The following is a 25532-nucleotide window of genomic DNA, read 5'->3' as shown; positions in this document are numbered from 1 at the left end:
AAAGAAGGGCGCTTATGCGCCCATTTTGATTATTTATAAAGATCTACAAATACAGTGATGTTTGGCCCTTTAGAATCATGAGCAACTCGAGCAATATGATAATATTTAGCCCCAGCTTCTATTGCTCTTTTTCCTGCTTGATATGAAATTTCCTGATCAGTAACGTAGTAACCTCTAAATTTCAGTGTATCAAAGGCAACCATTTTAGCCGCAGTTGCATCGTTAAGTTCCTGAATTTTTCGCCCATCAGGAAGAGTGACAGTGTAACGAGTTACTCTTTGAGGTTCAGTGGCAACGGTACTTATTGTTTCTGTATTTGATGTTGTTGTAACTTTATTACTTGCAGCAGAATTTGTTGTAGTTTTATCAATTACTTTATTATTAAATTTATCTGCATAATATTTCTCGTTAAATGCAGAAGGAGAGTAATAACCAGGTTTTTCAACCTGCATTGCAGCTTCTCCACCTTTAGCTAATGCTAATTGACCCGCTTCAGAATCGTAAGGAATAGCATTTTCAGGTTGTAATTTACGTTCAGGAGCATCTTTTTTAAATAAATAAGCAGCTACTTGAATATTACTGCCTAATTCTGAACGTGAATCTATGTAAAAGCCATATGCACCTTGTGCTGAAGCTTCTTTAGCAATAGCTTGATTTACATCATAATCTGTCGGAAAGTATCCACGAATACGCACAATATTAAATGGTTCTAAGCGAATTGCTTTAGATTTTGGATATTCGTAAACACCTTCAAATTTACGTAAAGTTTCTGGTTGTTCTAAAGCTTTAGGTGCGTCTGCTTTGTATAATTTTGCATAAACGATACGCAAAGTATCATTAGAAGGGCTGATATTTGTTGTTGTTATGTAAAAAGAAGCAGCTCCTTCATTGTCTGCCGCCTTTGACATAGCCATAACATAATCGCTATCAGTATAAAAAGCACCTCGAATCGTAATGCTTTTAAAAGATTGCATGCTGTTTGCTTGTTCTTCAGTTAATTGCTGAGCAGCAAAAGAACAAAATGGAATAAGCGCAACAGTTGTAGCGATAATTGTTTTCTTGAAACTTAACATATAAAAAACCTTACAATGAATTTTTAGTTATTTTAGCATAAATAAATTTAATTTCCTAAATCTATTAAAGCTTCCAAGTTATTGATATAAATATATTTACCTTTAGCTATTAAAATATTTTGCTCTTGTAATTTTGATAAATTACGACTTACAGTTTCAATCGTTAATCCTAAATAATTAGCTATTTCAGCTCGGCTCATTGCTAGTTTTATATTTAAAGAAGAATGTCCTCTTTGCTGATATCGAAGGTAAAGAGAATAAATAAAGGTGGCCAGACGCTCATCTGATTTTTTCTGAGAATAGCAAAGAACCAATTTTTGATAATTATAAATGTCAGCACTTAATAATCTAAAGATTAAATCTCTAACATTCTTATTAGTATCAATTAATGTCATTAATTCATCATAATGCAGTTCACAGATTAGTGTGTTACTTAATGCCTGAATGTTATTGTTATAAACTTTGGTTGAAATGGCATCTAAACCAACAATATCTCCAGGTAGATAAAATCCATTAATTTGTTCATTATTTTCAGAAGTTGTGACAAATGTTTTAAGTGCACCGGAATGAACGATGAAGAATTTTTTAAATGGCGTTTTTGCTTTAACTATTATTTCGCCTTTTGAATAAGATCTTTTGCGTTCTAAAACACTACTTAATGTATTATTGAGTAACATCGGAATACAGAGCCCACCGAGACTGCATAATTCGCACGGAACAGAATAACTATTGGAACGTAATGTCTTATAAATACTATGCATAATATCCTAAATACAAGGGCTGTTGATTTGAAGTGATAAGGTTACCATATTTTGTCATAAAACAAAAATTGACCAATTTTTTTTGTATTTCTATTCAATAAAAAGAAAAGAAATAGAAAATCACTATTAAATTTTTAAATAACTACACTAAGTAATTAATCTAAACAATATAAATGAATTCTTGATAAAAGAATAGTCTTATAAAGATTTAGAATTGTTAATAGAGAGTGAGTGGCGAATAAATGAACTTAATTGATTTAATATACTTTATTTAACATAATATAGATTATGCGAACTAGTTTTTTATAGAAATTATTAATTTCTATAAAATTTCTAATTCCAATAAAGTAATTATGACGATAATTTATCGTTTAATCTCCCAACTCCATATCTTGCGATGTTGTTTTCTGGTTAATAATAGATTTTTCTGCTAAATTTCTCCCTGAAGTATCTAATGTCTGATTTAACATTTTACTTGATATTGTCGTGAGCTGTTTTTTAGCCGTTAAATATTTACTTTTGGTTAATGACAATACCTTATCCGACTCAGTTAATGCCTTGCTTAACTCTGCTTTTTGAACATTTTTATCGTCACCAAATTTAGCTAAATTAAACTTAATATAAGCTAAATTATTATTTTTATTCGATGCAATTTGCGTTAAATTACAAAGTTTCATCGCCGATGTTTCGGCTACTAATTCATCTCGGGGTGTAAATAATCTTTTCTGTTCATTCGTTTTCGGAATTCTGTCTAATTCCCGACTGGTTGAGTGTCCGATTTCATGGAAGATATCATTATAGTATCCTTCGGCAGTCTCATACTGGGATTTATCGGGCATATGGATAGTATGTGATTTGGGATCATAACGAGGATTTGATGCGCTGTTATGTAACACCTTAACCCCCTGACTTGCTATAAATTGCTCGACTTTTAAATTTTCCTGCCACTGTTTTTCTGGCTTAATTTCAGGCGGAAGTTTATCAAAGGAAGCTTTATCCAGCTGTTCTACATTATAAAACTTAATATTTTCATAATACTGATTATCTTTATATAAATCACTTTCAAAAAAGTTATCTTTCTCATCCGGTTTTATCTGCAAATTGTGAGTTTGTATTTCACCCTCAGTTAACCATCGGGTCTCTGAAAACCCCTTTTTGTGGCTATCTGAATATAAATCGTTTGCTTGATAGACCTCTTGAGTATAAGGGTTTTTGGGAAAGTTTGCATTGGTTTGTGTAAAGCTCGAAGTCCCTTGATTATTAACTTGCTGTATTTGATCGAAAAGTCGATTAATATTGTCTGCTGTCATTATTTACATCTCTATAAGCCAGTCATCTTCTAACCCCTCTTTTGTTCGACTACGAACAAAATCTAATCCAATGATTTTTTCATAATAGTCATTAATTTTATCCCAATCATCTGGATAAAAACTTGGGTCATCTTTATATTTTTCATAGATATAAGACGTTAATTCATTAAGCTCCTGCAGATAGTTGTCATGTTGTTCTTGTGTAATTAAATTGACCGCCAAAGCGTGTCTAAATTCATTTCTTAAGCGTCGTTCCATTCTATCAATTCTTTCTTTTTGGTCTCGCATACTGCACTCCTTAGGTAGTTTTGGTGATATTAACGGCTGAATTATAACCAAATTTTAGAGGGCGTCCAAGTGGAAAGGCTCGTCATGCGTTCCTTAAGTATAAAACTTGGTGGGTTGTCGATAGTTTACTGCGTGACTGCGACCTAGCTTGCTATTGACATTATCAACACTGTTCAATTATTAACATAAAAAGTAAATAACACTGTGTATAAAAATTAAAGAGTGAATTTCGATAAAATAATTGTGACGATAATTTATCGTTTAATCTCCCAACTCCATATCTTGCGATGTTATTTTCTGATCAATAATAGATTTTTCTGCTAAATTTCTCCCTGGAGTATCTAATGTCTGATTTAACATTTTACTTGATATTGTTGTGTGCTGTTTTTTAGCCGTTAAATATTTACTTTTGGTTAATGCCAATACCTTATCTGATTCAGTCAATGCCTTGCTTAACTCTGCTTTTTGAACTTCCTTATCGTCACCAAATTTGCTTAAAAACTCTTTTAAATAAGATAAATTGTTGGTTTTATTGTTATTAACATTCGTTAATTCACAAAGTTTTATTGCTGAAGTTTCGGCGACTAATTCATCTCGTTTGAAAAAATTTATTGCTTGCACTGGTGTCGTTGGTGTTCGTCCCAGTTCTCGACTGGTTGAGTGTCCGATTTCATGGAATATATCATTATAGTATGCTTCGGCAGTCTTATACTGGGATTTATCGGGCATATGGATAGTATGTGATTTGGCATTATAACGTGGATTTGATGGGCTGTTGTGTAAAACCTTAACCCCCTGACTTGCTATAAATTGCTCGACTTTCAGATTTTCCTGCCACTGTTTTTCTGGCTTAATTTCTGGCGGGAGTGTATCAAACGAAGTTTTATCTAATTGTTCTATATTATAAAATTTAATATTTCGCAATTTTTCACCATTTTTGTATAAATCACTTTCAAAAAAGTTATTTTTTTCATCCGACTTTATTTGCAAATTATGAGTTTGTATTTCATCCTCAGTTAACCAGCGGGTCTCTGAAAATCCTTTTTGATGACCTTTATCATATAATAAGTCAGCTTGATATACCTCTTGGGTATAAGGATTTTTGGGAAAGTTTGCATTGGTTTGTGCAAAGTTCGAAGTCCCTTGATTATTAACTTGCTGTATCTGCTCGAAAAGTCGATTAATATTGTCTGCTGTCATCTTTTACATCTCGATAAGCCAACTGTCTTCTAAAGCCTCTTTTACATAATCCCTGACAAAATCTAAGGCTACAATTTTTTCATAATAGTTATTGATTTTAATCCAATCTTCATCATAAAAAGCCAAACTATCTTTATATTTTTCATAAATATAAGATGTTAATTCATTGAGCTCCTGAAGATAGTTGTCATATTGTTCTTGTGTAATTAAATTTAATTCTAATGCGTACTCAAACTCATTTCTTGTTAATCTTTCAATACTGTAAACTCGTTCTTTTTGGTCTCGCATCTTGTATTCCTTAAGTAGTTTTGCTGATATTATCGGCTGAATTATAAACAATTTTTAAAAGTTGTCCAAGTGGAAAGGCTCTCCATGTGTACTTTTCCGTTGGCTCTAAAGGATTGGACTTGGTGGGTTGTCAATAATACACTACGCCAAATACTTGCTCGTTCACTGCGTGACTGCAACCTTCGCTTTGCTATTGACATTATCAATACTATTCAATTATTAACATAAAAAAGTAAATAATACTGTATATAAAAATTAAAGAGTGAATTCCGATTAAGTAATTATGACGATAATTTATCGTTTAATCTCCCAGCTCCATGTCTTGCGATATTGTTTTCTGGTTAATAATAGATTTTTCTGCTAAATTTCTCCCTGGAGTATCTAATGTCTGATTTAACATTTTACTTGATATTGTCGTGAGCTGTTTTTTAGCCGTTAAATATTTACTTTTGGTTAATGCCAATACCTTATCTGATTCAGTCAATGCCTTGCTTAACTCTGCCTTCTGAACATCTTTATCGTCACCAAATTCTTTTAGATATATTTTTAGATAAACTAAATTGTTTGTTTTATCTGATGAAATTAGCGTTAAATTACAAAGCTTCATCGCCGATGTTTCAGCGACTAATTCATCTCTGGCGACAAATAATTCTGCCTGTTCGTACGTTTTGGGTATTCTGTCTAATTCCCGACTGGTTGAGTGTCCGATTTCATGAAAGATATCATTATAGTATGCTTCGGCAGTCTTATACTGGGATTTATCGGGCATATGGATAGTATGTGATTTGGCATTATAACGAGGGTTTGATGCACTGTTATGTAATACCTCTACTCCCTGACTTGCTATAAATTGCTCGACTTTTAAATTTTCCTGCCACTGTTTTTCTGGCTTAATTTCAGGCGGAAGTTTATCAAAGGAAGCTTTATCCAGCTGTTCTACATTATAAAACTTAATATTTTCATAATACTGATTATCTTTATATAAATCACTTTCAAAAAAGTTATCTTTCTCATCCGGTTTTATCTGCAAATTGTGAGTTTGTATTTCACCCTCAGTTAACCATCGGGTCTCTGAAAACCCTTTTTTGTGGCTATCTGAATATAAATCGTTTGCTTGATATACTTCTTGAGTATAAGGATTTTTAGGATAGTTTGCATTGGTTTGTGTAAAGTTTGAAGTCCCTTGATTATTAACTTGCTGTATTTGCTCGAAAAGTCGATTAATATTGTCTGCTGTCATTATTTACATCTCTATAAGCCAGTCATCTTCTAACCCTTCTTTTGTTCGACTACGAACAAAATCCAATCCAATGATTTTTTCATAATAGTTATTGATTTTACGCCAATCTTCAGCACGAAAAGTAAAACTATCTTTATATCTTTCATAAATATAAGACGTTAATTCATTAAGCTCCTGCAGATAGTTGTCATGTTGTTCTTGTGTAATTAAATTTACCGCTAATGCGTGTCTAAATTCATTTCTTAAGCGTCGTTCCATTCTATCAATTCTTTCTTTTTGGTCCCGCATATCGCGCTCCTTACGTAGTTTTGGTGATATTAACGGCTGAATTATAACCAAATTTTGAGGGGCGTCCAAGTGGAAAGGAAAGCATAGGGAGCCTTTTCATTTGGACGCCATTAAAAATATATTCTATAATCTAAACTGTTTATAAATTTAATACAGAAAAGGAAAAATTTATGGCGACTTTTGACGAAAAAGAGTTTTTGTGGGAAGAAATGTATAATAGTGTTCGAATTTGCATTTCAAAAGCAAAAGGCTATGGCAATGAATATACATCAGATATGTTAGAAGATATTAAAAAATTAAGAGAATTTAGAAAAAAAATTGCAGATACTTCTTATGAAGAAATTGATTATGAAGCTGCATTAAAATTTTTCCAGTTAATCGAAAATAAATATAAGTAATTAATATGAAAAACAATGAACAATTATCCCATGTATCTAATCAAGAAAAGAATCATATCGTTAATGACATATGGATTGATATTCATATAGAACAGCCTGAATTGACATCACAACAACCCCCCAAAGCTTATATTGTAGGCGGACAACCAGGAGCTGGTAAATCTACCTCTACAAATAAACTCCAAACTGAATACAGCAATAACATCCTAATTATTGACTTAGATTCTTATCGAGAACGTCACCCAAACTACAAAACATTGTATGAAAAATATGGCAAAGAATCTTCAGAATATACACATCAATTTGCAAGCGAAATCAAAGAAGAAATACAAAAACGAGCTATTGATGCCAAGTATAATATTATTATTGATGGCACACTCAAAAATATAGATAAAGCAGAAAAACAAATTAATGACTTAAAAAATAATGGTTACAGCGTTGATGTGTTGATTCATATTTGTCCAAAAGAGGTTAGTTGGCAAAGTGTTAATATTCGTTATGAAAAGGCTTTAAAACAAGGACGTATCCCACGCTATGTTCCTAAAAATGTGCATGATCAAGTTGTTGAAGCTTTACCCGTTAATGCGAATAAACTAAGTCAATCAACGCAAATTGAATCATTAACCGTTTATAATCGACAAGAAAAAATTTATGATTCCAAGATTGATAAAGGTTTACCATCTATATCTATTCAAAATGAAATTAATAAAGATGAAAATAAACTATCACAAGATGAGAGCTTTGCTAAACTACTTCAAACTGCTAAGCAGAATGTGGCAAATAAAAAATCGATCAGACAAATAAAAGATAACGAAAAAGATAACGATATGGAAAGATAATGTAGATACATTTTTAAGTAAATTAAGTTTATTTAAAATAAACCATCAATCTATTGATTTTATTAGTTAAATTAATTTAGTATACATAATGTGAAATGCGTTGTGTTGTGTAGTTCAGTATATTAATTTGTTATAGGATTTATCACTTATTTTCAATTATTACGCACCTAATTAATTATATTTAATAAAATCATAATATTAAGGTTCTAATAATCTATATTATGTTAAATAATGACATTATTGCGAACTAAAAATAACACCTTTTACATTACTATTTATCGCTAATATTTTTTATTAATGAGATATAAATCAATAATTATCAACGCGTTAGCTGTCATTTATCAGTAAAATAACTTCACTACCAAGTACTGGAATTTTTAAAATATGTTTTTTGATTTTGCCCCAAACCTGCATTTCACAAGCTTTACAGTTGAATTTTAAAATTAATTCTTCATTATTATTTTGAATTAATTTCATTGGTGTTACTTTAGTTTTAACTCCTTGAATCCCTTTAGCTTGTTTTGGACATAAATTAAATGCAAATCTTAGACAGTGCTTTGTAGTCATTAAAGGAACGTCATCTTTAACTTCGTGAGCTTCAAATGCACTTTCGATTAGTTTTACACCATGTTGAGCATAAAATTCACGAGCTTTGTGATTATAAACATTAGCTAAAAAACTTAATTGTTGTTCAGGATATATCGGTGTTGGATGTACTTGAGGTTTACGAATATTTCTTCGATAATTATTTAATCGTTCTAGAGTTAATTTATCAATAATATCTCGTCTTAACTGATTTAATTGACTGTTGGGAACAAAATAAGCTTGGTTTAAATCAATAATTAACTCCGCTAAATAATAGGTTGTCTGACCTAACTTAGATAAACTATCTCTTATATTATTGAGAGCTTTATCCTGTTGCATAGCTAGCTCAAATGGGCCTTTCAATTCAATTTTAACGCTACTACCCTCTTCACTTGATGCAATTAACTCCAAACCGTTTGCTATATTTTTAAGCCTAAATGTTACACCGATACGACGACAACTAGATTCTTTTAATAAAATTTGTTGCCAATAATGATCTAAATTGCGATTAATTTGATAAGGTAAGTTTATAGAATATAATGCTTTAGGTATTTCATTAGGAAATACTTGATAATGATTATTACCAATTTTTTCTACTTTATCAGCTCTAAAACCTATAATTTCCCTTTTGATTAAAACATTTAATCCATCACCATTAGTTAACGCTTGTTCTGATTTTATTACGATAGATTGTTTAGTAATTTTTATAATTTCACCAATTGTTAAGCCAATAAATTTGGGTGAATCAAATGCACCAATATTGGCTTGTCTACCTCGAACAAAATAATCGGTAGATCCTCTGTGGAATGTTCTATTTGGATCCGGGGTAAAAAAGTGTTCAGTTTTGCCACTCGATGCAGCAACAAAATCTGTGTTTTTTTCTAAAATATTATCTAATTTTTTACGATAAAATGCGGTTATATTTTTAACATAACTCAAATCTTTGTATCTGCCTTCAATCTTGAAAGATCTCACTCCGGCTTGTATCAACTCTATTAAATTATCAGACTGATTATTATCCTTCATTGATAAAAGATGTTTTTCATAAGCGACGATGCGACCTTGTTCGTCTTTTAATGTAAATGGCAATCGACAAGCTTGAGAACAGTCGCCTCGATTAGCGCTTCGCCCCGTTTGTGCATGAGAAATATAGCATTGACCAGAAAATGCAACACATAATGCGCCATGAATAAAAAATTCAATATTTGCATCAATTTGTTGATGTATGTTTGCTATTTCGGTTAAATTTAATTCTCTCGCTAAAACTATTTGAGAAAAACCTACATCGGAAAGAAATTTAGCTTTTTCTGGCGTTCTAATATCCATTTGGGTACTAGCATGTAAATCGATTGGTGGAATATCCATAGCTAATATTCCCATATCTTGAACTATCAAAGCATCCACCCCAGCATTATATAATTGCCAAATTAATTGCCTTGCAGCTTCAAGCTCATTGTCATGAAGAATTGTGTTTAAAGTTACAAAAACCTTAGAGTAAAAATGATGAGCAAATTCTACTAGTTTAGCAATATCACTTACTGAATTACCAGCATTATGACGAGCACCAAATTGAGGACCGCCAATATAAATAGCATCAGCTCCATGTAAAATAGCTTCTTTTGCAATTTCTATATTTTTTGCGGGGCTAAGTAATTCTAATTTAGTTGTGTGTTGCCTATACATGAGAGATTCTCTGAGAAAATATTAGGATGGTATATTAAATTTTAATTAAAAAATGGCAAATACAATTAATATTTGCCATGGAAGTTTTTAAATATTATTTATTAAATAATATTAGATTGATTACGCAATGCTTCAATACGTTTATCTAAAGGTGGATGAGATAAGAATAGTTGAGAAAATCTAGCTTTCTTCTCACCATTAATACAGAATGCCAAAATTGATGCTTCTTCACTTGGCTCATGACTCAATTTTAATTTTTCTAAAGCAGCAATCATTTTAGTAGACCCTACTAATTTCGCTGAGCCTGCATCAGCATGGAACTCTCGATAACGTGAAAACCACATAGCAATGATGCTTGCTAAAATACCAAATACAGTTTCAAAAATCATTACGATGAAATAATAAGCAAAAGTAGATAATCCTTCACTTCTATCTTCCAAAGCTTTTGTTACGATTGAAGCAAAAATTCGTGAAATGAAAATAACAAAAGTATTAAGTACACCTTGTAAAAGCGCCATTGTCACCATATCACCATTTGCAACGTGACTCATTTCATGTCCAATTACAGCTTCAGCTTCATCTTGAGTCATAGCGGCTAAAAGACCCGAGCTAACAGCTACGAGAGAATTATTTTTAGTTGCTCCGGTTGCAAAAGCATTTATATCTTCTGCTTGATAAATCGCAACTTGTGGTGTTTTTAATTTCAATTCATTTGCTTGACGATTAACTACATCTAAAAGCCATTGCTCTTGAGCGTTGCGAGGATTAGTAATTATTTTCCCACCAACAGAACTTAAAGCCATTCTTTTAGATAAAAGAAGTGAAATAAAAGACCCACCAAAACCAAATATAGCTGCAAATATAAGTAATCCTAATGTACTATGAGCATCAACGCCACAAATACTTAAAATAATACCAAATACAAACATAACAGCTAAGTTAGTTAGGATAAATAATCCAACTCGCATCATAAATAATTCCTCATTACTGTTTTTCTAATATGAATAATTTTACTTAAGAAGATAAATAAAATTTGATATATGATCGCAAAAATGTTGCATCTCTACAACCTCTTTAATATGAAATTTTGAAAGGATAAATTAAGTGACTATTTAATAGCCATTAAAAACAATGGTAAGTTAAAAGCAATATTAATTTAGAGAATTTTGGAGGAGACCCTATCAGCCACATCCCACACACATATTTTTTACTTTGGCTGCTTCCTTCCGGACCTGACCTGATGAGCAAAAAAATGTTGCAAGAGGACCCATAGAGCCTCCATTGGAGAGGCGTTATTATGCTTTAATTAGCAAATTATTACAATATTTATAACGAAAAAAGAACTAACCTTCCTATCTTGTAATAACAACAGGAAGGCTATTACATATCAAACGAAATTTAAAAATGTTTAACTATAGCGTTAAATTTTTCTCAATTCGTTCTCTAAATTTAATACCTGGTCTAAATGTGACAACTCGACGAGCTGAGATATCAACACTTTCGCCTGTTTTTGGATTACGACCTGGTCGTGAATTTTTATCACGAACAGCGAAATTACCAAATCCAGAGAGTTTAACTGGTTCACCTTTTTCTAAAGCAACACGAATTTCTTCGAAAAAAAGTTCAACTAGGACTTTAGCTTCTTGACGATCAATATCAAATTTATCGGCAAGACGATCTGCAATATCAGCTTTAGTTAATGTCATAATTATTATTCTCTTAATAGGGCATTGAAACGGTTTTGTAAAGCAATAACACACTTGCTTACAATGTTTGTTATATCTTCTTCTTCTAGTGTACGTGATTTGTCTTGTAAAATCAAACTGATAGCAAGGCTTTTCTGATCTTTATCTATGTTTTCACCTTGATATACATCAAATAAATTAACTCTTACAAGTTGTTCACCACCAGCATGTTTACACTCAGAAATAATATCTGCTGCTGGTATTGTGTTAGATACAACTACAGCAATATCTCGCTTATTAGACGGATATTTAGATAACTCATGAGCAACTGGTACTCTTTTATCATTAATTTTATCTAAATTTATTTCAAAAACAAGCGTTTTACTATTTAAAGATAATTTTTTTTCAATTTCTGGATGTAAAACACCAAAATTACCAATAAGCTCGCCATTTAAGTAAATAGCAGCACTTTGTCCAGGATGTAATGTATCAAGCTCTGATTTCTGATAGACAATTTTTTCATTACAACCTAAAAGAGAAAATAGTAACTCTAAGTCCCCTTTCAAATCATAAAAATCAATATTTTGTTTAGGTAATGACCAATGCTCTTCATAAAGAGTGCCAGTAAGAACACCAGCAAGCATCAATTCCTGGCGAACACCAAATTCACATGAATCATCTGGAATAAAACGTAAGCCAGTTTCAAATAATCTCATCCGAGATTGTTGGCGATTTTGATTATATATTACAGCATCTAATAATCCTGACCATAATGATAAACGCATAACAGACATTTCACTCGAAATAGGATTAGGTAATGTAATATGATGCTGCTCTGGGTGAAGAAGTTGTTGAATTTTAGGATCAACAAAACTATAAGTCACCGCCTCTTGATAACCTTTATCTACTAATAAATTTTTTACTCTAGACAAAGGGACTATATTTTCAGGTTTTGGCTTCATTACAGATTCTATTTTCAGATTTACATTAGGAATATTGTTATAGCCATAAATTCGCGCAACTTCCTCAATTAAATCCTCTTCGATTTGCAAATCAAATCGCCAACTTGGTGATTTAACAGTCCAAACATTTTCATTATAAGAAACTTCACAGCCCAATCTAACTAAAATGTCTGTAATTTTTTGAGTTTCAATTACATAACCTATAATTTGATCCACTTTATGTCTACGTAGTTGAATTGTAGCTTGAGAAGGAAGCTCTTTTTCGTTTGTAATTTCAGAGATTGGACCTACATCACCACCACAAATATCAACAATTAATTGAGTTGCTCTTTGCATAGCAGATAATTGTAAATAAGGATCAACACCACGTTCATAACGGTGAGAAGCATCAGTATGTAAACCATATTCACGAGCTTTACCAGTTATTGCTAATGGTGCAAAAAAAGCTGATTCAAGGAAGATATCTTTTGTGGAAGTTGTTACGCTAGATTTTTCTCCCCCCATAATACCAGCCATTGCTAATACTTTTTGATGATCAGCAATAACGAGTGTTTTATCGTTTAGTTTTACTTCATTCCCGTTTAATAAAACAAGTTTTTCATCTTGATGAGCATAACGAACAATAATTCCTGAATCGATTTGCGCCAAATCAAATGCATGCATCGGATGACCTAATTCTAATAACACATAATTAGTAATATCGACAATGGCATCAATTGAGCGAATACCACCACGGTGTAATTTCTCTTTCATCCAAAGTGGTGTTGTTGCATTAACATCAATATTTTTTATTACTCGACCAAGATAACGTGGCGCAGCTTTAGGTTCATTTATTTCAATTGACACAGTATCAGCAATAGTTGCTGGAACACTTTCAATATTAAGTTGTTTCATTGGAATATTGTTAACTGCAGAGATATCTCGGGCAACACCAATGATACCAAAACAATCAGCCCGATTAGGCGTAACACTAATCTCAATCATAACATCATTAAGATTTAGATATTTTCGGATATCTTGCCCTAAAGGTGCATCATCAGGCAATTCAATAATGCCACTATGATCTTCAGATATTCCTAATTCAGAGTAAGAACAAAGCATACCTTCTGAAGGTTCACCACGTAATTTGGCGGCTTTAATTTTAAAATCACCTGGTAGAACAGCCCCAATTGTTGCACAAGCAACAGTTAAACCCTGACGACAATTTGGTGCACCACAAACAATATCCAGTAATTCAGGCTTGCCAATATCGACTTTAGTTACACGGAGCTTATCGGCATTAGGATGTTGTTTACACTCAACTACCCTTCCAACAACGACACCTGAAAAATCACCAGCAACTTTTTCAACATCATCGACTTCTAGTCCAGCCATGGTTAATTGATCGGCTAACATTTCGCTACTAATTTCTGGATTGATCCATTCACGTAGCCAACTTTCACTAAATTTCATGTTTTGATCTCCAGAATTAATTAAATTGTTTTAAAAAACGTAAATCATTTTCAAAGAAAGAACGCAAATCAGTGACACCGTAACGCAACATAGTTAACCTTTCAATTCCCATACCAAAGGCAAAACCATTATATATTTCAGGATCTATTCCAACATTACGTAATACATTAGGATGAACCATACCGCATCCTAAAACTTCTAACCAATTGCCATTCTTAGCCTTGATGTCCACTTCTGCTGAAGGTTCTGTAAATGGAAAATATGCAGGTCTAAATCTAATTTCCATATTATCCTCAAAAAAGCAATGAAGAAAATCATGCAATAACCCCTTCAAATGGGTAAAACTTACATTTTTATCTATCAATAACCCTTCCATTTGGTGAAACATTGGCGTATGCGTTTGATCATAATCATTACGATAAGTTCTACCTGGAGCAATGATTCGGATTGGCGGTTTTTGATTTTCCATTGTTCTTATTTGAACTGTAGAAGTTTGTGTGCGTAATAAACGTTTTGCATCAAACCAAAATGTATCGTGATCAGCACGTGCAGGATGATGAGCAGGAATATTTAATGCATCAAAGTTATGATAATCGTCCTCGATTTCTGGTCCAGTCTCAACAACAAAGCCCAGTTCTCCAAAAAATTCAACTAAACGATTAATTGTCTTAGTAACTGGATGTAAACCACCTAATTCTAGCGACTTACCTGGTAATGTAATGTCAATTGTTTCATTTGCTAATTTTGCATTAAGAGCCTGACGCTCTAAAAAGTTACGCTTCTGATTTAATAACTCAACAACTTGTTGCTTAGCATCATTAATTTTCTGACCTACAGCGGGGCGTTCATCAGCGGGAACATCACGTAAAGAAGCCATCTGCATTGTAAAATAGCCTTTTTTACCAAAATATTCCACTCGAATTTGTTCTATGGTATTAATATCATTAGCATTTTCAATAGCGGATTTGGCATTGCTTACCAGTTCAACTAATTGAGACATACAGTTCTCCTGCTTATTGTTTATTACATAAAAAAAGCCTCTTCTGAGGCTTTTATAATTATTTTTCGTTTTTTATTTGCCTCACGAACGAATAGCATTATTGAAGCTAAAAAAGAAACGAAAAATAACTAAATTCATAATTAACTCTTAAATAATCTTTTTATAAAACATAAAAGCCGAGATAACTCGGCTCTTATAAAGCTATTAAAGTGCAGCTTTTGCCTTTTCAACTAATGCAGCGAATGCATTTTTATCAAATACTGCAATATCTGCAAGGATCTTACGATCGATTTCAATTGAAGCTTTCTTTAAACCGTTGATGAAACGACTATAAGAAAGACCACATTGACGAGCAGCAGCATTGATACGTACAATCCATAATTGACGGAATTGACGTTTACGTTGACGACGGTCACGATAAGCATATTGTCCTGCTTTAATTACTGCTTGGAAAGCAACACGATATACACGTGAACGAGCACCATAATACCCTTTTGCTTGTTTTAAAATTTTCTTGTGACGTGCACGAGCAATAACACCACGTTTAACACGAGCCATAAACTATATCCTCTAAAAAATTAATCAATAATTAAGCGTATGGAACACACGCCACTACTAAACCTAAATCGCCTTTTGACACAGTAGTCAAACCACGTAAATGACGTTTACGCTTAGTTGATTTTTTAGTTAGGATATGGCTCTTGTTAGCTTGTTTATGCTTAAAGCCACCAGAAGCTGTTTTTTTAAAGCGCTTTGCTGCGCCTCTTACAGTTTTAATTTTAGGCATTTTATAAATTTCCACTTCGCATTGTTAATAAAAATAAAATAATGGTGTAATTTTCAGAAACTAAAAATTAACTTGAAAAACCATTACTTTTTCTTCGGCGCTAACACCATAATCATTTGACGACCTTCAATCTTAGTTGGATAAGATTCAATAACCGCCAAATCAGCTAAGTCTTCTTTAATGCGGTCAAGCATTTCAATACCTAACTGTTGGTGAGCCATTTCACGTCCACGAAAACGCAACGTAACTTTGGCTTTATCGCCATCTTCAAGAAAGCGTATCAGGCTGCGGAGTTTTACCTGATAGTCGCCTTCGTCTGTACCAGGTCGGAATTTAATTTCCTTAACCTGAACAACCTTTTGCTTCTTCTTCTGTTCTTTTGTTGCTTTACTCTTTTCATAGAGGAATTTGCCATAATCCATAATTCGACAAACAGGTGGCTCTGCATTAGGACTTATTTCAACTAAATCCAACGTTGCTTCTTCAGCTTGTTTTAAAGCTTCATCTAAGCTAACAATACCGAGCTGTTCACCATCGACGCCGGTTAACCTCACCTCGCGAGCTGTAATCTCATCGTTAATTTTGTGCGCGCGTGTTGACTGAATTCGCTTACTGACTTTAATATCTCATTCCTCCAAAGTAATTTATCATTAATTCATCTGTTCTAATGAACGACTATGAATTTCATTAAGCAATAATTCTATAACATGTTTCACTTCAAAGCTACCAAGATCTTTACCTTGGCGTGTTCTAACTGAAATTGTTCCTGATTCCATTTCTTTGTCTCCACAAACAAACATATAAGGAACACGTTTTAGAGTATGCTCACGAATTTTAAACCCTATTTTCTCATTTCTCAAGTCTGCTTTTGCTCTAATACCAACTTTTTGTAATTGGCTGGTTAATTGTTTCGCATAATCAGCTTGATTATCGGTGATATTGATAACGGCCACTTGTAATGGTGCTAACCAAGTTGGGAAGAATCCTGCACAATCTTCAGTCAAAATTCCCATAAAACGTTCCATCGAACCTAAAATCGCTCGGTGAATCATAACTGGAACATGACGTTCATTATCTTCACCTACATAAGTTGCATCTAATCTTTCTGGTAACATAAAGTCGAGCTGGACTGTACCACATTGCCATGCACGACCTAAGCAATCATGAAGCGTAAATTCAATTTTTGGCCCATAAAATGCACCTTCGCCAGGTAAATACTCAAATTCAATACCATTTTCAGTTAAACATTCTGCTAAATCTTTCTCGGCTAAGTCCCAAGTTTCATCTTTACCAATACGTTTTTCAGGACGAGTTGATAATTTAACAGTAATGTCTTTGAAACCAAATGTGCTATACATGTCATAAACCATTTTGATACAGTTATTAACTTCACTGCGGATTTGGTTCTCAGTACAAAAGATATGTGCATCATCTTGGGTAAAACCGCGAACACGCATTAAACCGTGTAATGAGCCTGACGGTTCGTTTCGGTGACAACTACCAAACTCAGCCATTCTTAGTGGTAAATCGCGATAAGATTTTAAACCTTGATTGAAAATTTGAACGTGCCCAGGGCAGTTCATCGGTTTAATACAGTATTCACGATTTTCAGATGAAGTAACAAACATCAACTCTTTATAGTTACCCCAGTGACCTGTTTTTTCCCATAAAACCCGATCCATCATAAATGGACCTTTCACTTCTTGATAATCGTATTCTTTTAGTTTAGTGCGAACAAAAACCTCAAGTTCACGGAAAATAATCCAGCCATCGTTATGCCAAAACACCATACCAGGTGCTTCTTCCTGCATATGATACAAATCTAGCTGTTTACCAATTTTACGATGGTCTCGCTTAGCTGCTTCTTCTAAAAATTGTAAGTAACTATCAAGTTGTTTTTTATCAGCCCATGCTGTACCATAAATACGTTGTAACATTTTATTATCACTATTACCCCGCCAATATGCTCCAGCAATTTTTTGTAATTTAAAATGATGGCAAAAACGCATATTCGGCACATGAGGTCCGCGGCACATGTCAATATATTCTTCATGGTGATAAAGTGCAGGAGTAGAATCTTTTGGAATATTTTCATCTAAAATAGCAATTTTATATGGTTCATGACGCTCCCAGAATACTTCTCTAGCACGTTCCCAACTTACTACTTCTTTTATAACTTCATAATCTTTCTTAGCCAATTCATGCATACGCTTTTCTAGAGCGTCAAGATCTTCCTGAGTTAGAGAGTGATCTAAATCGACATCGTAATAAAAGCCGTTATCAATCGTTGGACCAATTGCCATTTGCGTATTTGGCCAAAGTTGTTTAATTGCATGCCCCAACAAATGAGCGCAAGAGTGACGAATTATTTCAAGCCCATCTTCATCTTTTGATGTAATAATAGATAAAGTTGAATCTTGCTCAATTAAATCACAAGCATCTTTACGTTCACCATTTACTCGCCCAGCAATACATGCTTTGGCAAGACCAGCTCCAATACTTTGAGCAACTTCTAAAACAGTAACAGGCTTATCAAATTGACGTTGACTTCCGTCAGGAAGAGTAATAATTGGCATAATAAATCCTTATAACAGTGGTGCGCCACACGAAAGCGCACATGCGTACATAAAAAATAGTTGTGTATACTACCACTTATCTTAAGGATTTTAAATAGAATACCGAGGGTTTATCACAGATTTTATTATAATAATTTAATAACACTTAATTAGTCATAATTAATTATAAATAGCTGAAATGAAACATAGCCAGCAAAAAAATATTATATATAATAATATAATGTATTAAGATAAATATGTTTAACTACATAATATATAAAGGAATATGAAAGTAATGCATACAAAATATTTTATCGCTATTTTATCTTTATTAACTTTAATTGTAACTGGATGCCAATCTTATCGTAATAGTGGTGTTGCATCATCTAATACTGTTACAGAAAGTGCTAATAAAAGCTTAGGGACTCAATGGGGAGATGGCATTGAATCGCATGTTCAGCAAGTAAGTATGAAACGCACCAGTTTTTACCCTATTGATATTATTACTATCAATTATTCAGCACATCAATATAATGGAAAAGCAATTTCAGAAGTTATGTTGAATAATGGCAGAATTGGTATGGCTTTCCTTGATGATCGTGGCAAAAAATGGCCATTAACTAAACAAAATAACAACGTTAAGTTACAAGGTAAAGTAGGACAAAGTTACCGATTATTCTATCGTAATTACTCTTCTAATACCTATGAAATTGTAGCAACTATTGATGGATTAGACGTTATTAATGGTAAAGCTGGTTCATTATCAAACAATGGCTATATTTTGAGACCATATGACACACTTGTGATTGAAGGCTTCCGTAAAAGTAATAATGAAGTAGCTGCTTTTACTTTTTCTGACAGCTCTAGTGCTTATGCTAATCATAATAGTGAAGGTTCAGCAACAAATATAGGTGTAATAGGCACGGCAATATTTCAGTTAGAAGATAATAGTAGAAACTATCAAAAATTAAGTCCAAATGCTTTTCCTGCTGATAATGGTAATTATGCCAAACCTCCGGTTTATTAATTTATGATTAATCATCTTTCCGTCAACATTGTTGACGGAATAGATCTGATACATTTTACATTAAGTCCCTTTTAAATTAAGTAAAAAATACAAATTATATTTTTAAAAATAATTCTCTACTTTTAAATGGTTTTGCACCAACATAAGGTTTTAACGCCATCCTTGTAAAACGTTTTGCCGCTTTAAGTGTATCGATATTGTGAAATTGCCTTTCCCCTAAAGCTAAGACTTCTTCACCAGTGAAAGCGGTACTATTTTGTAACAAACTACAAATAAAACCTTTTTCTGAAATATATTGATAATGCATAGATTCAACAATATCGTCACCTGTTGCACTGCAATGAAAAAAATCAACGTGATAGCCCAAATTTTCAAGTAAGGCCAATTCAAATGCTCGTAACACGTTTTCAGCAGGAACTTGTTGGGCTAATTGTTGTATACTTGCTAGATAATCATCAAACAACGTAGTTATTTCGGTTTCGGCGACTAAAACACGGTGTAATAGTTCATTTAAATAAAAGGCGCTATATAAATAAACAGAAACAAGAGGTAAAGTAAGGGAAACAGCCTCAACTTGACGTAAAGTTTTTATTTCTCCATGACCTGAATATTGAACAATTAGTGGAGTAAAAGGTTGTAAAACACCTTTTAATGCAGAGCGTTTACGCCTAGCACCTTTTGCTAAAATGGTTACTTTCCCAACATTTTCAACGAATAAATCGACTAGCAAACTGCTTTCACTGTATGTTCTGGTATGTAATACAAATGCTCTTCGCCAATTTTCCATCTAACCTGCCCATCAATTAAATTATTACTTTTTTTGATCAATAATAGAGATTGCTTAAAATTTGAGTGATTTTATACAATTTTAACCTGAAATATTCTTAAAAATCCTATATAATAGATAACTATATATGGGATAACTAAAAGAGTAGCTATGGAACTATTTTCAACAATATTACTAATAGTATTAATTGTATCACTTTCTGGTGTCATTATAAAAATGTTACCAATACAGATCCCATTGCCTCTAATGCAAATACTACTAGGTAGTATTCTTGCCGCATTAGGTATTTATTTAGAGTTTAACTCAGACCTATTTCTTGTACTGTTCATTCCTCCTTTACTATTTGCTGATGGACGTAAAACTTCTGTAAAAGATTTTGTTCATAATGTACGAGAAATTGTAGGGCTAGCATTGGTTCTAGTGGTTATATCAATTGTTGCTCTGGGTTACTTACTGCATTGGATGCTACCAGATATTTCAATGCCAGCCGTATTTGCATTAGCAGCAGTATTATCACCTACCGATGCCGTCGCACTTAGTGGTATTGTCGGTAAAGGACGAATTGAAAAAGAGAAGATGGAAATCATTGAAGGTGAAGCCTTAATGAATGACGCTTCTGGCCTTGTTTCCTTAAAATTTGCACTTGCAATTGCTGCTGGTGCATTTGAATTCAACTTATTACAAATCAGTATATCCTTTTTCGTGGTTGCTTTAGGTGGATTAGCTGTTGGGGTGATATTCACTTGGTTATATGCTCGTATTTTGCGTAAAATAAACCAACTGACAAACAATGATCCCGCAATCCAAATCGTACTATTATTCTTACTACCATTTGCCGCTTATATCATTGCTGAAGAATGTCACTGTTCCGGTATTTTAGCTGCAGTAAGTGCTGGTATGACAGTTAACCACTCAGGAATGATGCGTAATGCACCTTTAACAACTCGCTTACAATCTGATAGTGCATGGTCAATGTTAACGTTCGTATTCAATGGATTTGTTTTTGTTCTATTAGGTATTCAGCTTCCAAGTATTTTAAAAAATACATTTGCTGAAAACCAAACCGATGCATCAATTGAATTATGGCAACTATGCTTAATTGTATTGTTCGTTTTTATAGTATTAATGGGCACTCGATTTGCTTGGCTTTGGGCTATGAAAAAAATGCCAACAATGCCATTTGGCACAAAGCGTCCATTAGCATTTAATTCATATACCACACGTGATTTATGGATATCTACTTTTGCTGGTGTCCGCGGAGCGATAACACTAGCCGGTGTATTATCTATTCCAATAACCATTGCGGGCAGATATCAACTCGTATTTATTGCTGCTGGTATTATATTAGTATCATTAATATCCGCTATTATCATGTTACCAATTTTATTACGTGGTAGCGTGATCTTGGATAACTCCGAACAAGACAACGAAATATTAACCGTAAAAGGACAAATGGCTGAAGAAGCTATCGTTAGTCTTGAAAAAATGCAAACTAGCCTTTTACAAGAAACGTCTGAAGAAGGCCTAGATCAAGAAATTATCCACGAAGTTGGTTCACGTGTTATAGGTTCATTAAGACGTCGAACTGGCTTAAAAGATTTAGAACAAAAAGCTCTTGAAGCTGAAAATCTAGAAAGACGTATGCGTTTAGTTGCAATTGGGGCGGAGCGCACCGCATTACTTCAAATGAAAGTTCGTGATGAAGTTAGTGAAGAAGTTTTCGAGCATCTAAATACCGATTTAGATATTTATGAGAAGATGATCTCTGGAGATGCGTAAATGATTGGCAATAAACACCAATTTCTAGGAAGAATTCATTCACAATTTGTCGATAAAGCGCCACAAATGTTGGGTATGACATTACAATGTATACCCTTTAGCGTAAAAAAAAGAGCTATTGAACAATTATTACAATTGCAATTCAAACATTCACTTGAAGATGGCGAGCTAGATTTTTTAGAAAATCGTTGGCTCAAAATCCAAGTTATCGATCTTCAATTAGTCTGGTTTGTCAGCTTAATTGATAACAAACTTGTGGTTAGCCGTGAAGAAATACCTGATGTAAGCTTCATCGGCAATGCCAATGACTTAATAATGATAGCAACTAGACGGCAAGATCCTGATACATTATTCTTTCAACGCCGACTCATTGTTGAAGGCGATACTGAATTAGGGCTCTATGTAAAAAACTTAATGGACTCGATTGAAATCGAAGCTATGCCAAGGTTCTTAAGATTAACTCTCGAAAAGCTAGCTGATATCATCGAAAGCGCACCCAAAGACTAAAAATTCTATTAAATAACTTCAAGAAAGGGAATTGATAATTCCCTTTTTACTAACTTAAAGAACTTTCCGTTTATACTTAAAATTCATATTCAAATTTAATTATTTAATGTAAATAAACGTATTTTTATTGGATGACTATCATTTAATAAATTATTATAGAAACTAACGTTGGAAAAAATTCATTCAACGTAAATATTACCTTCCTACCCTATCTCTTACACATATGATTCATAACGTAATTATGAAGGAGAGAGCCACATATGAATAATATAAAAAAAGCGCTACTATTTTTTATTTTTCTTGTTTTCGTATCGCAAGGATATTGTTCCGAGTTCTATAACCGAAAAGAAGGTGATTATATTATTGAAAGATTTAAATTTAATGATGGTAACACAATTCAAAATTTGAAAATTCATTATGTCACTATCGGCGACCCTAAAGGAAAGCCAGTATTAGTTTTACATGGCACAACTGGCAATGGAGATTCAATGCTTAATGACAGTTTTGGTCATGCCTTATTCGATAAAGGAATGCCGTTGGATGCTGAAAAATATTTCATAATATTGCCTGACGCTATTGGTACAGGTCAATCTTCGAAACCCTCTGACGGTTTGAAAGGAAACTTTCCTCATTATGATTATACCGACATGGTTAATGCTCAATACCTACTTTTGAAAAAAGGTTTAAATATAGATCATCTTGAACTTATTATTGGTAACTCGATGGGTGGAATGAATACATGGCAATGGGTAACTATGTATCCTAATTACATGAAAGCAGCAATTGCAATGGCAGCAACCCCTGCGCCAATGTCTAGTCGAAATTGGATAATGAGAAAGATGATCATTAATTCAATTAAAGACGATTCTGATTGGAATAATGGCTTTTATAGCAAACAACCTGAAAAATTCCAAACTGTTTATAATTACTACGATATCGCGACTAACGGAGGTGATATTGCCTGGCAGAATAACGCTTATAGCACCCAGAAAACAGAAGAAATATTAGCAAATAAATTAAAAGAACGAACAACAATGGACGCGAATGATTTCTTATATCAATGGGATGCAGCCAGAAACTTTGATCCAACAAAAGAGCTAACAAAAATTAAAGCATTTATGTTAGTTATCAATTCAGAAGATGATGAAAGAAATCCACCAAACACAGGTTTAATGGAAAAAGCCCTCAAGGATGTTGTTGCTGCTAAATATTATCTAATTCCAGCAAGTGATAAGACCCGAGGCCATGGTACAACCATGAATGCTGAATTATGGATAGAAGAGTTAAAAATATTTCTAAAAGAACTCGATAATTATTATTAATTTAGGAGGATTAAAAAAAGTGAATATATTATTATATTCACTTTTTTATTTGAGCTTATCTTCCAATAATTTTATTTTATCCCACATTACTCTCATTAAATCTGATATAATATAAAATATATAACTATCGATATTTAGTTAATATTTTTCAATATCAGACTTGAATATCATCCTATAGCCAATAAACAAAACAGCTTGATTTAATAAATTAAAATACAAAAAATTATAAAATAATGAAAAATAATTCACAGCAGATAACCTTTTATTTTCACGATTATGAAACTTTTGGCATAAATCCAGCTTTAGATCGCCCTGCTCAGTTTGCTGGTGTTCGAACTGACAGTGATTTTAATATTATTGAAGAACCTTTAGTCATCTATTGTCAAATAGCCCAAGATTATCTTCCCAACCCTGAAGCTGTGCTAATAACTGGAATAACACCACAAAAAGCAAATCAAAAAGGTATATGTGAAGCCGAATTCACCAAACAAATACATGAAGCATTTAGCCAACCTAACACGTGTATCTTAGGCTATAATAATATTCGTTTTGATGATGAAGTGACTCGCAACATCTTATACCGTAACTTTTATGACCCTTATGCTTATAGTTGGCGAAACGGTAATTCAAGATGGGATCTACTAGATGTCGTCCGAGCTTGTTATGCATTAAGACCGGAAGGGATTAATTGGCCAATAAATGAATCTGGTTTCCCTAGTTTTCGATTAGAAGATCTCACTAAAGCTAATAATATTAAACATGAACATGCGCATGATGCTATGTCTGATGTCTACGCCACCATTGCGATGGCAAAATTAATTAAGCAAGTACAACCAAAGTTATTCAATTACTTCTTCACACTACGTAATAAAAATAAAGTTGTCGAGCTTATCGATATTGCCAACATGACGCCAATAATTCACGTTTCTGGCATGTTAGGTAGTTATCGAGGTAACATGTCATTAGTTAGCCCTATTGCATGGCACGCAAATCAAAAAAATGCAGTGATTGTTTGCGATCTTACTGGAGATATCGATTCACTGATTAATTTACCAGTCGAAACTATTCGAGAGAAACTCTACACTAAAACTGAAGATCTTGATGTTGATGAACAACGTATCCCATTAAAACTAATTCATATTAACAAATGCCCAATCATTGCGCCATTGAGTACACTATTACCCGATAATGCAAAGCGTTTTGATATTGATAAACAAAAATGCTTAGAAAATCAACAAAAACTACTGGAAAATCAAAGTTTATTACAATGTAAAATGCGTGAACTATTTGGCATGGATAATGAATACTCAAATAACAATAATGATGTCGATGCACAAATATATGCAGGCTTTTTAAATGGAAATGATTTATTAAATTGTGAAACGATTCGAACTACTCCCCCCCAATTATTAGATAGTTTATCGTTAGCTTTTGATGATCCAAGATTAGCAAAATTACTGTTTCGTTATAAAGCTAGAAACTATCCAGAAACGTTAACTGAACAAGAGTTACGAATCTGGCAAGATCATTGTCGTGATAAACTAGATACAACTAAAGTTCAAGATTATATGCAAACCCTTGAACAACTTGCTGAGATTTATATACAAAAACCTGAAAAGCTGGCATTACTAAAACAACTATATCAATATTGTCATTATTTAGTTGGATAATTAAATGTTACGGGCGTATCATATACGCCTGTTCAAAGTACAATGC

At 33.1% G+C, this 25532-nt stretch carries 26 protein-coding genes and 1 other RNA gene; 8 read left to right on the top strand and 19 right to left on the bottom strand.

Annotated elements, in window-relative coordinates:
• Window positions 1-29: 29 nt before the first annotated feature.
• The 6 genes from J3U09_RS00710 to J3U09_RS00685 all read right to left on the bottom strand — a co-directional run bounded on the left by J3U09_RS00710 (window position 30) and on the right by J3U09_RS00685 (window position 4920).
• Complete coding sequence (locus tag J3U09_RS00710; RefSeq protein WP_267356689.1) at window positions 30-1073, bottom strand: YdgH/BhsA/McbA-like domain containing protein; 1044 nt, start codon at window positions 1071-1073, stop codon at window positions 30-32.
• 47 nt (window positions 1074-1120) lie between these two features.
• Window positions 1121-1834 (bottom strand): helix-turn-helix domain-containing protein, encoded by a 714-nt coding sequence (locus tag J3U09_RS00705; RefSeq protein ID WP_065562825.1) that lies wholly within the window; start codon window positions 1832-1834, stop codon window positions 1121-1123.
• Between the two features lie 371 nt (window positions 1835-2205).
• On the bottom strand, window positions 2206-3144 hold the full coding sequence (locus J3U09_RS00700; protein ID WP_267356687.1) for a zincin-like metallopeptidase domain-containing protein: 939 nt from the start codon (window positions 3142-3144) through the stop codon (window positions 2206-2208).
• Window positions 3145-3147: 3 nt separating this feature from the next.
• Window positions 3148-3432: a hypothetical protein gene (locus J3U09_RS00695; RefSeq protein WP_267356685.1), complete on the bottom strand. Its 285-nt coding sequence runs from the start codon at window positions 3430-3432 to the stop codon at window positions 3148-3150.
• Window positions 3433-3693: 261 nt separating this feature from the next.
• Window positions 3694-4632: a zincin-like metallopeptidase domain-containing protein gene (locus tag J3U09_RS00690; protein ID WP_267356683.1), complete on the bottom strand. Its 939-nt coding sequence runs from the start codon at window positions 4630-4632 to the stop codon at window positions 3694-3696.
• Between the two features lie 3 nt (window positions 4633-4635).
• Window positions 4636-4920, bottom strand: coding sequence for a hypothetical protein (locus J3U09_RS00685; protein WP_267356681.1), 285 nt, complete (start codon window positions 4918-4920; stop codon window positions 4636-4638).
• Between the two features lie 84 nt (window positions 4921-5004).
• Between J3U09_RS00685 and J3U09_RS00680 the strand changes: the two genes are divergently transcribed.
• The gene (locus J3U09_RS00680; RefSeq protein ID WP_267356680.1) at window positions 5005-5148 is read left to right on the top strand and encodes a hypothetical protein; all 144 of its coding nucleotides are present in this window, start codon (window positions 5005-5007) and stop codon (window positions 5146-5148) included.
• Window positions 5149-5221: 73 nt separating this feature from the next.
• On the opposite strand, the gene J3U09_RS00675 is transcribed toward J3U09_RS00680, so the two are convergent.
• Both J3U09_RS00675 and J3U09_RS00670 read right to left on the bottom strand, forming a co-directional pair.
• Window positions 5222-6160 carry a zincin-like metallopeptidase domain-containing protein gene (locus J3U09_RS00675; RefSeq protein ID WP_267356679.1) on the bottom strand — a complete coding sequence of 313 codons (939 nt, stop codon included), beginning with the start codon at window positions 6158-6160 and terminating at the stop codon, window positions 5222-5224.
• A 3-nt stretch (window positions 6161-6163) separates the two neighbouring features.
• Window positions 6164-6448 carry a hypothetical protein gene (locus J3U09_RS00670; protein ID WP_267356678.1) on the bottom strand — a complete coding sequence of 95 codons (285 nt, stop codon included), beginning with the start codon at window positions 6446-6448 and terminating at the stop codon, window positions 6164-6166.
• Window positions 6449-6618: 170 nt separating this feature from the next.
• Here J3U09_RS00670 and J3U09_RS00665 point away from each other — a divergent pair, with 170 nt between their 5' ends.
• On the top strand, window positions 6619-6846 hold the full coding sequence (locus J3U09_RS00665; protein ID WP_267353248.1) for a hypothetical protein: 228 nt from the start codon (window positions 6619-6621) through the stop codon (window positions 6844-6846).
• A gap of 5 nt (window positions 6847-6851) precedes the next feature.
• On the top strand, window positions 6852-7685 hold the full coding sequence (locus tag J3U09_RS00660; RefSeq protein ID WP_267356677.1) for a zeta toxin family protein: 834 nt from the start codon (window positions 6852-6854) through the stop codon (window positions 7683-7685).
• 327 nt (window positions 7686-8012) lie between these two features.
• On the opposite strand, the gene J3U09_RS00655 is transcribed toward J3U09_RS00660, so the two are convergent.
• The 10 genes from J3U09_RS00655 to thrS all read right to left on the bottom strand — a co-directional run bounded on the left by J3U09_RS00655 (window position 8013) and on the right by thrS (window position 18415).
• On the bottom strand, window positions 8013-9953 hold the full coding sequence (locus tag J3U09_RS00655; protein ID WP_267356675.1) for a peptidase U32 family protein: 1941 nt from the start codon (window positions 9951-9953) through the stop codon (window positions 8013-8015).
• Between the two features lie 101 nt (window positions 9954-10054).
• On the bottom strand, window positions 10055-10924 hold the full coding sequence (htpX, locus tag J3U09_RS00650) for a protease HtpX (RefSeq protein WP_267353245.1): 870 nt from the start codon (window positions 10922-10924) through the stop codon (window positions 10055-10057).
• 205 nt (window positions 10925-11129) lie between these two features.
• Window positions 11130-11225: signal recognition particle sRNA small type (gene ffs, locus J3U09_RS00645), an RNA gene on the bottom strand.
• Window positions 11226-11365: 140 nt separating this feature from the next.
• Window positions 11366-11659, bottom strand: a complete 294-nt coding sequence (locus J3U09_RS00640; RefSeq protein ID WP_034882129.1) for an integration host factor subunit alpha — start codon at window positions 11657-11659, stop codon at window positions 11366-11368.
• Window positions 11660-11664: 5 nt separating this feature from the next.
• Window positions 11665-14052 (bottom strand): phenylalanine--tRNA ligase subunit beta, encoded by a 2388-nt coding sequence (pheT, locus tag J3U09_RS00635; RefSeq protein WP_267356673.1) that lies wholly within the window; start codon window positions 14050-14052, stop codon window positions 11665-11667.
• A 16-nt stretch (window positions 14053-14068) separates the two neighbouring features.
• On the bottom strand, window positions 14069-15052 hold the full coding sequence (gene pheS, locus J3U09_RS00630) for a phenylalanine--tRNA ligase subunit alpha (RefSeq protein WP_267356671.1): 984 nt from the start codon (window positions 15050-15052) through the stop codon (window positions 14069-14071).
• 204 nt (window positions 15053-15256) lie between these two features.
• The gene (rplT, locus tag J3U09_RS00625) at window positions 15257-15610 is read right to left on the bottom strand and encodes a 50S ribosomal protein L20 (protein ID WP_024496189.1); all 354 of its coding nucleotides are present in this window, start codon (window positions 15608-15610) and stop codon (window positions 15257-15259) included.
• Between the two features lie 31 nt (window positions 15611-15641).
• Complete coding sequence (gene rpmI, locus J3U09_RS00620) at window positions 15642-15839, bottom strand: 50S ribosomal protein L35 (RefSeq protein ID WP_034882133.1); 198 nt, start codon at window positions 15837-15839, stop codon at window positions 15642-15644.
• A gap of 83 nt (window positions 15840-15922) precedes the next feature.
• The gene (gene infC / locus J3U09_RS00615; protein WP_065562102.1) at window positions 15923-16462 is read right to left on the bottom strand and encodes a translation initiation factor IF-3; all 540 of its coding nucleotides are present in this window, start codon (window positions 16460-16462) and stop codon (window positions 15923-15925) included.
• 27 nt (window positions 16463-16489) lie between these two features.
• A complete protein-coding gene (gene thrS / locus J3U09_RS00610; RefSeq protein WP_065562103.1) occupies window positions 16490-18415 on the bottom strand; it encodes a threonine--tRNA ligase in 1926 nt (641 codons plus the stop codon).
• Window positions 18416-18689: 274 nt separating this feature from the next.
• Here thrS and J3U09_RS00605 point away from each other — a divergent pair, with 274 nt between their 5' ends.
• Complete coding sequence (locus tag J3U09_RS00605; RefSeq protein ID WP_267356668.1) at window positions 18690-19421, top strand: hypothetical protein; 732 nt, start codon at window positions 18690-18692, stop codon at window positions 19419-19421.
• Between the two features lie 94 nt (window positions 19422-19515).
• On the opposite strand, the gene recO is transcribed toward J3U09_RS00605, so the two are convergent.
• The gene (gene recO, locus J3U09_RS00600) at window positions 19516-20208 is read right to left on the bottom strand and encodes a DNA repair protein RecO (protein WP_267356666.1); all 693 of its coding nucleotides are present in this window, start codon (window positions 20206-20208) and stop codon (window positions 19516-19518) included.
• Window positions 20209-20358: 150 nt separating this feature from the next.
• On the opposite strand from recO, the gene J3U09_RS00595 reads away from it, so the two are divergent.
• From J3U09_RS00595 to sbcB, 4 genes are all read left to right on the top strand, one after another.
• The gene (locus J3U09_RS00595; protein WP_065562106.1) at window positions 20359-21987 is read left to right on the top strand and encodes a Na+/H+ antiporter; all 1629 of its coding nucleotides are present in this window, start codon (window positions 20359-20361) and stop codon (window positions 21985-21987) included.
• Window positions 21988-22494, top strand: coding sequence for a ubiquinone anaerobic biosynthesis accessory factor UbiT (gene ubiT, locus J3U09_RS00590; protein WP_267356664.1), 507 nt, complete (start codon window positions 21988-21990; stop codon window positions 22492-22494). It abuts the gene before it with no gap.
• Between the two features lie 260 nt (window positions 22495-22754).
• Window positions 22755-23816 carry an alpha/beta fold hydrolase gene (locus J3U09_RS00585; protein ID WP_267356662.1) on the top strand — a complete coding sequence of 354 codons (1062 nt, stop codon included), beginning with the start codon at window positions 22755-22757 and terminating at the stop codon, window positions 23814-23816.
• Between the two features lie 233 nt (window positions 23817-24049).
• Window positions 24050-25486, top strand: a complete 1437-nt coding sequence (gene sbcB / locus J3U09_RS00580) for an exodeoxyribonuclease I (RefSeq protein ID WP_267356660.1) — start codon at window positions 24050-24052, stop codon at window positions 25484-25486.
• Window positions 25487-25532: the final 46 nt, after the last annotated feature.

Source organism: Gilliamella sp. B2889, assembly GCF_026536885.1.
GTDB lineage: Bacteria > Pseudomonadota > Gammaproteobacteria > Enterobacterales > Orbaceae > Gilliamella > Gilliamella apicola_E.
This window is presented reverse-complemented; position numbering and strand designations above follow the sequence as displayed.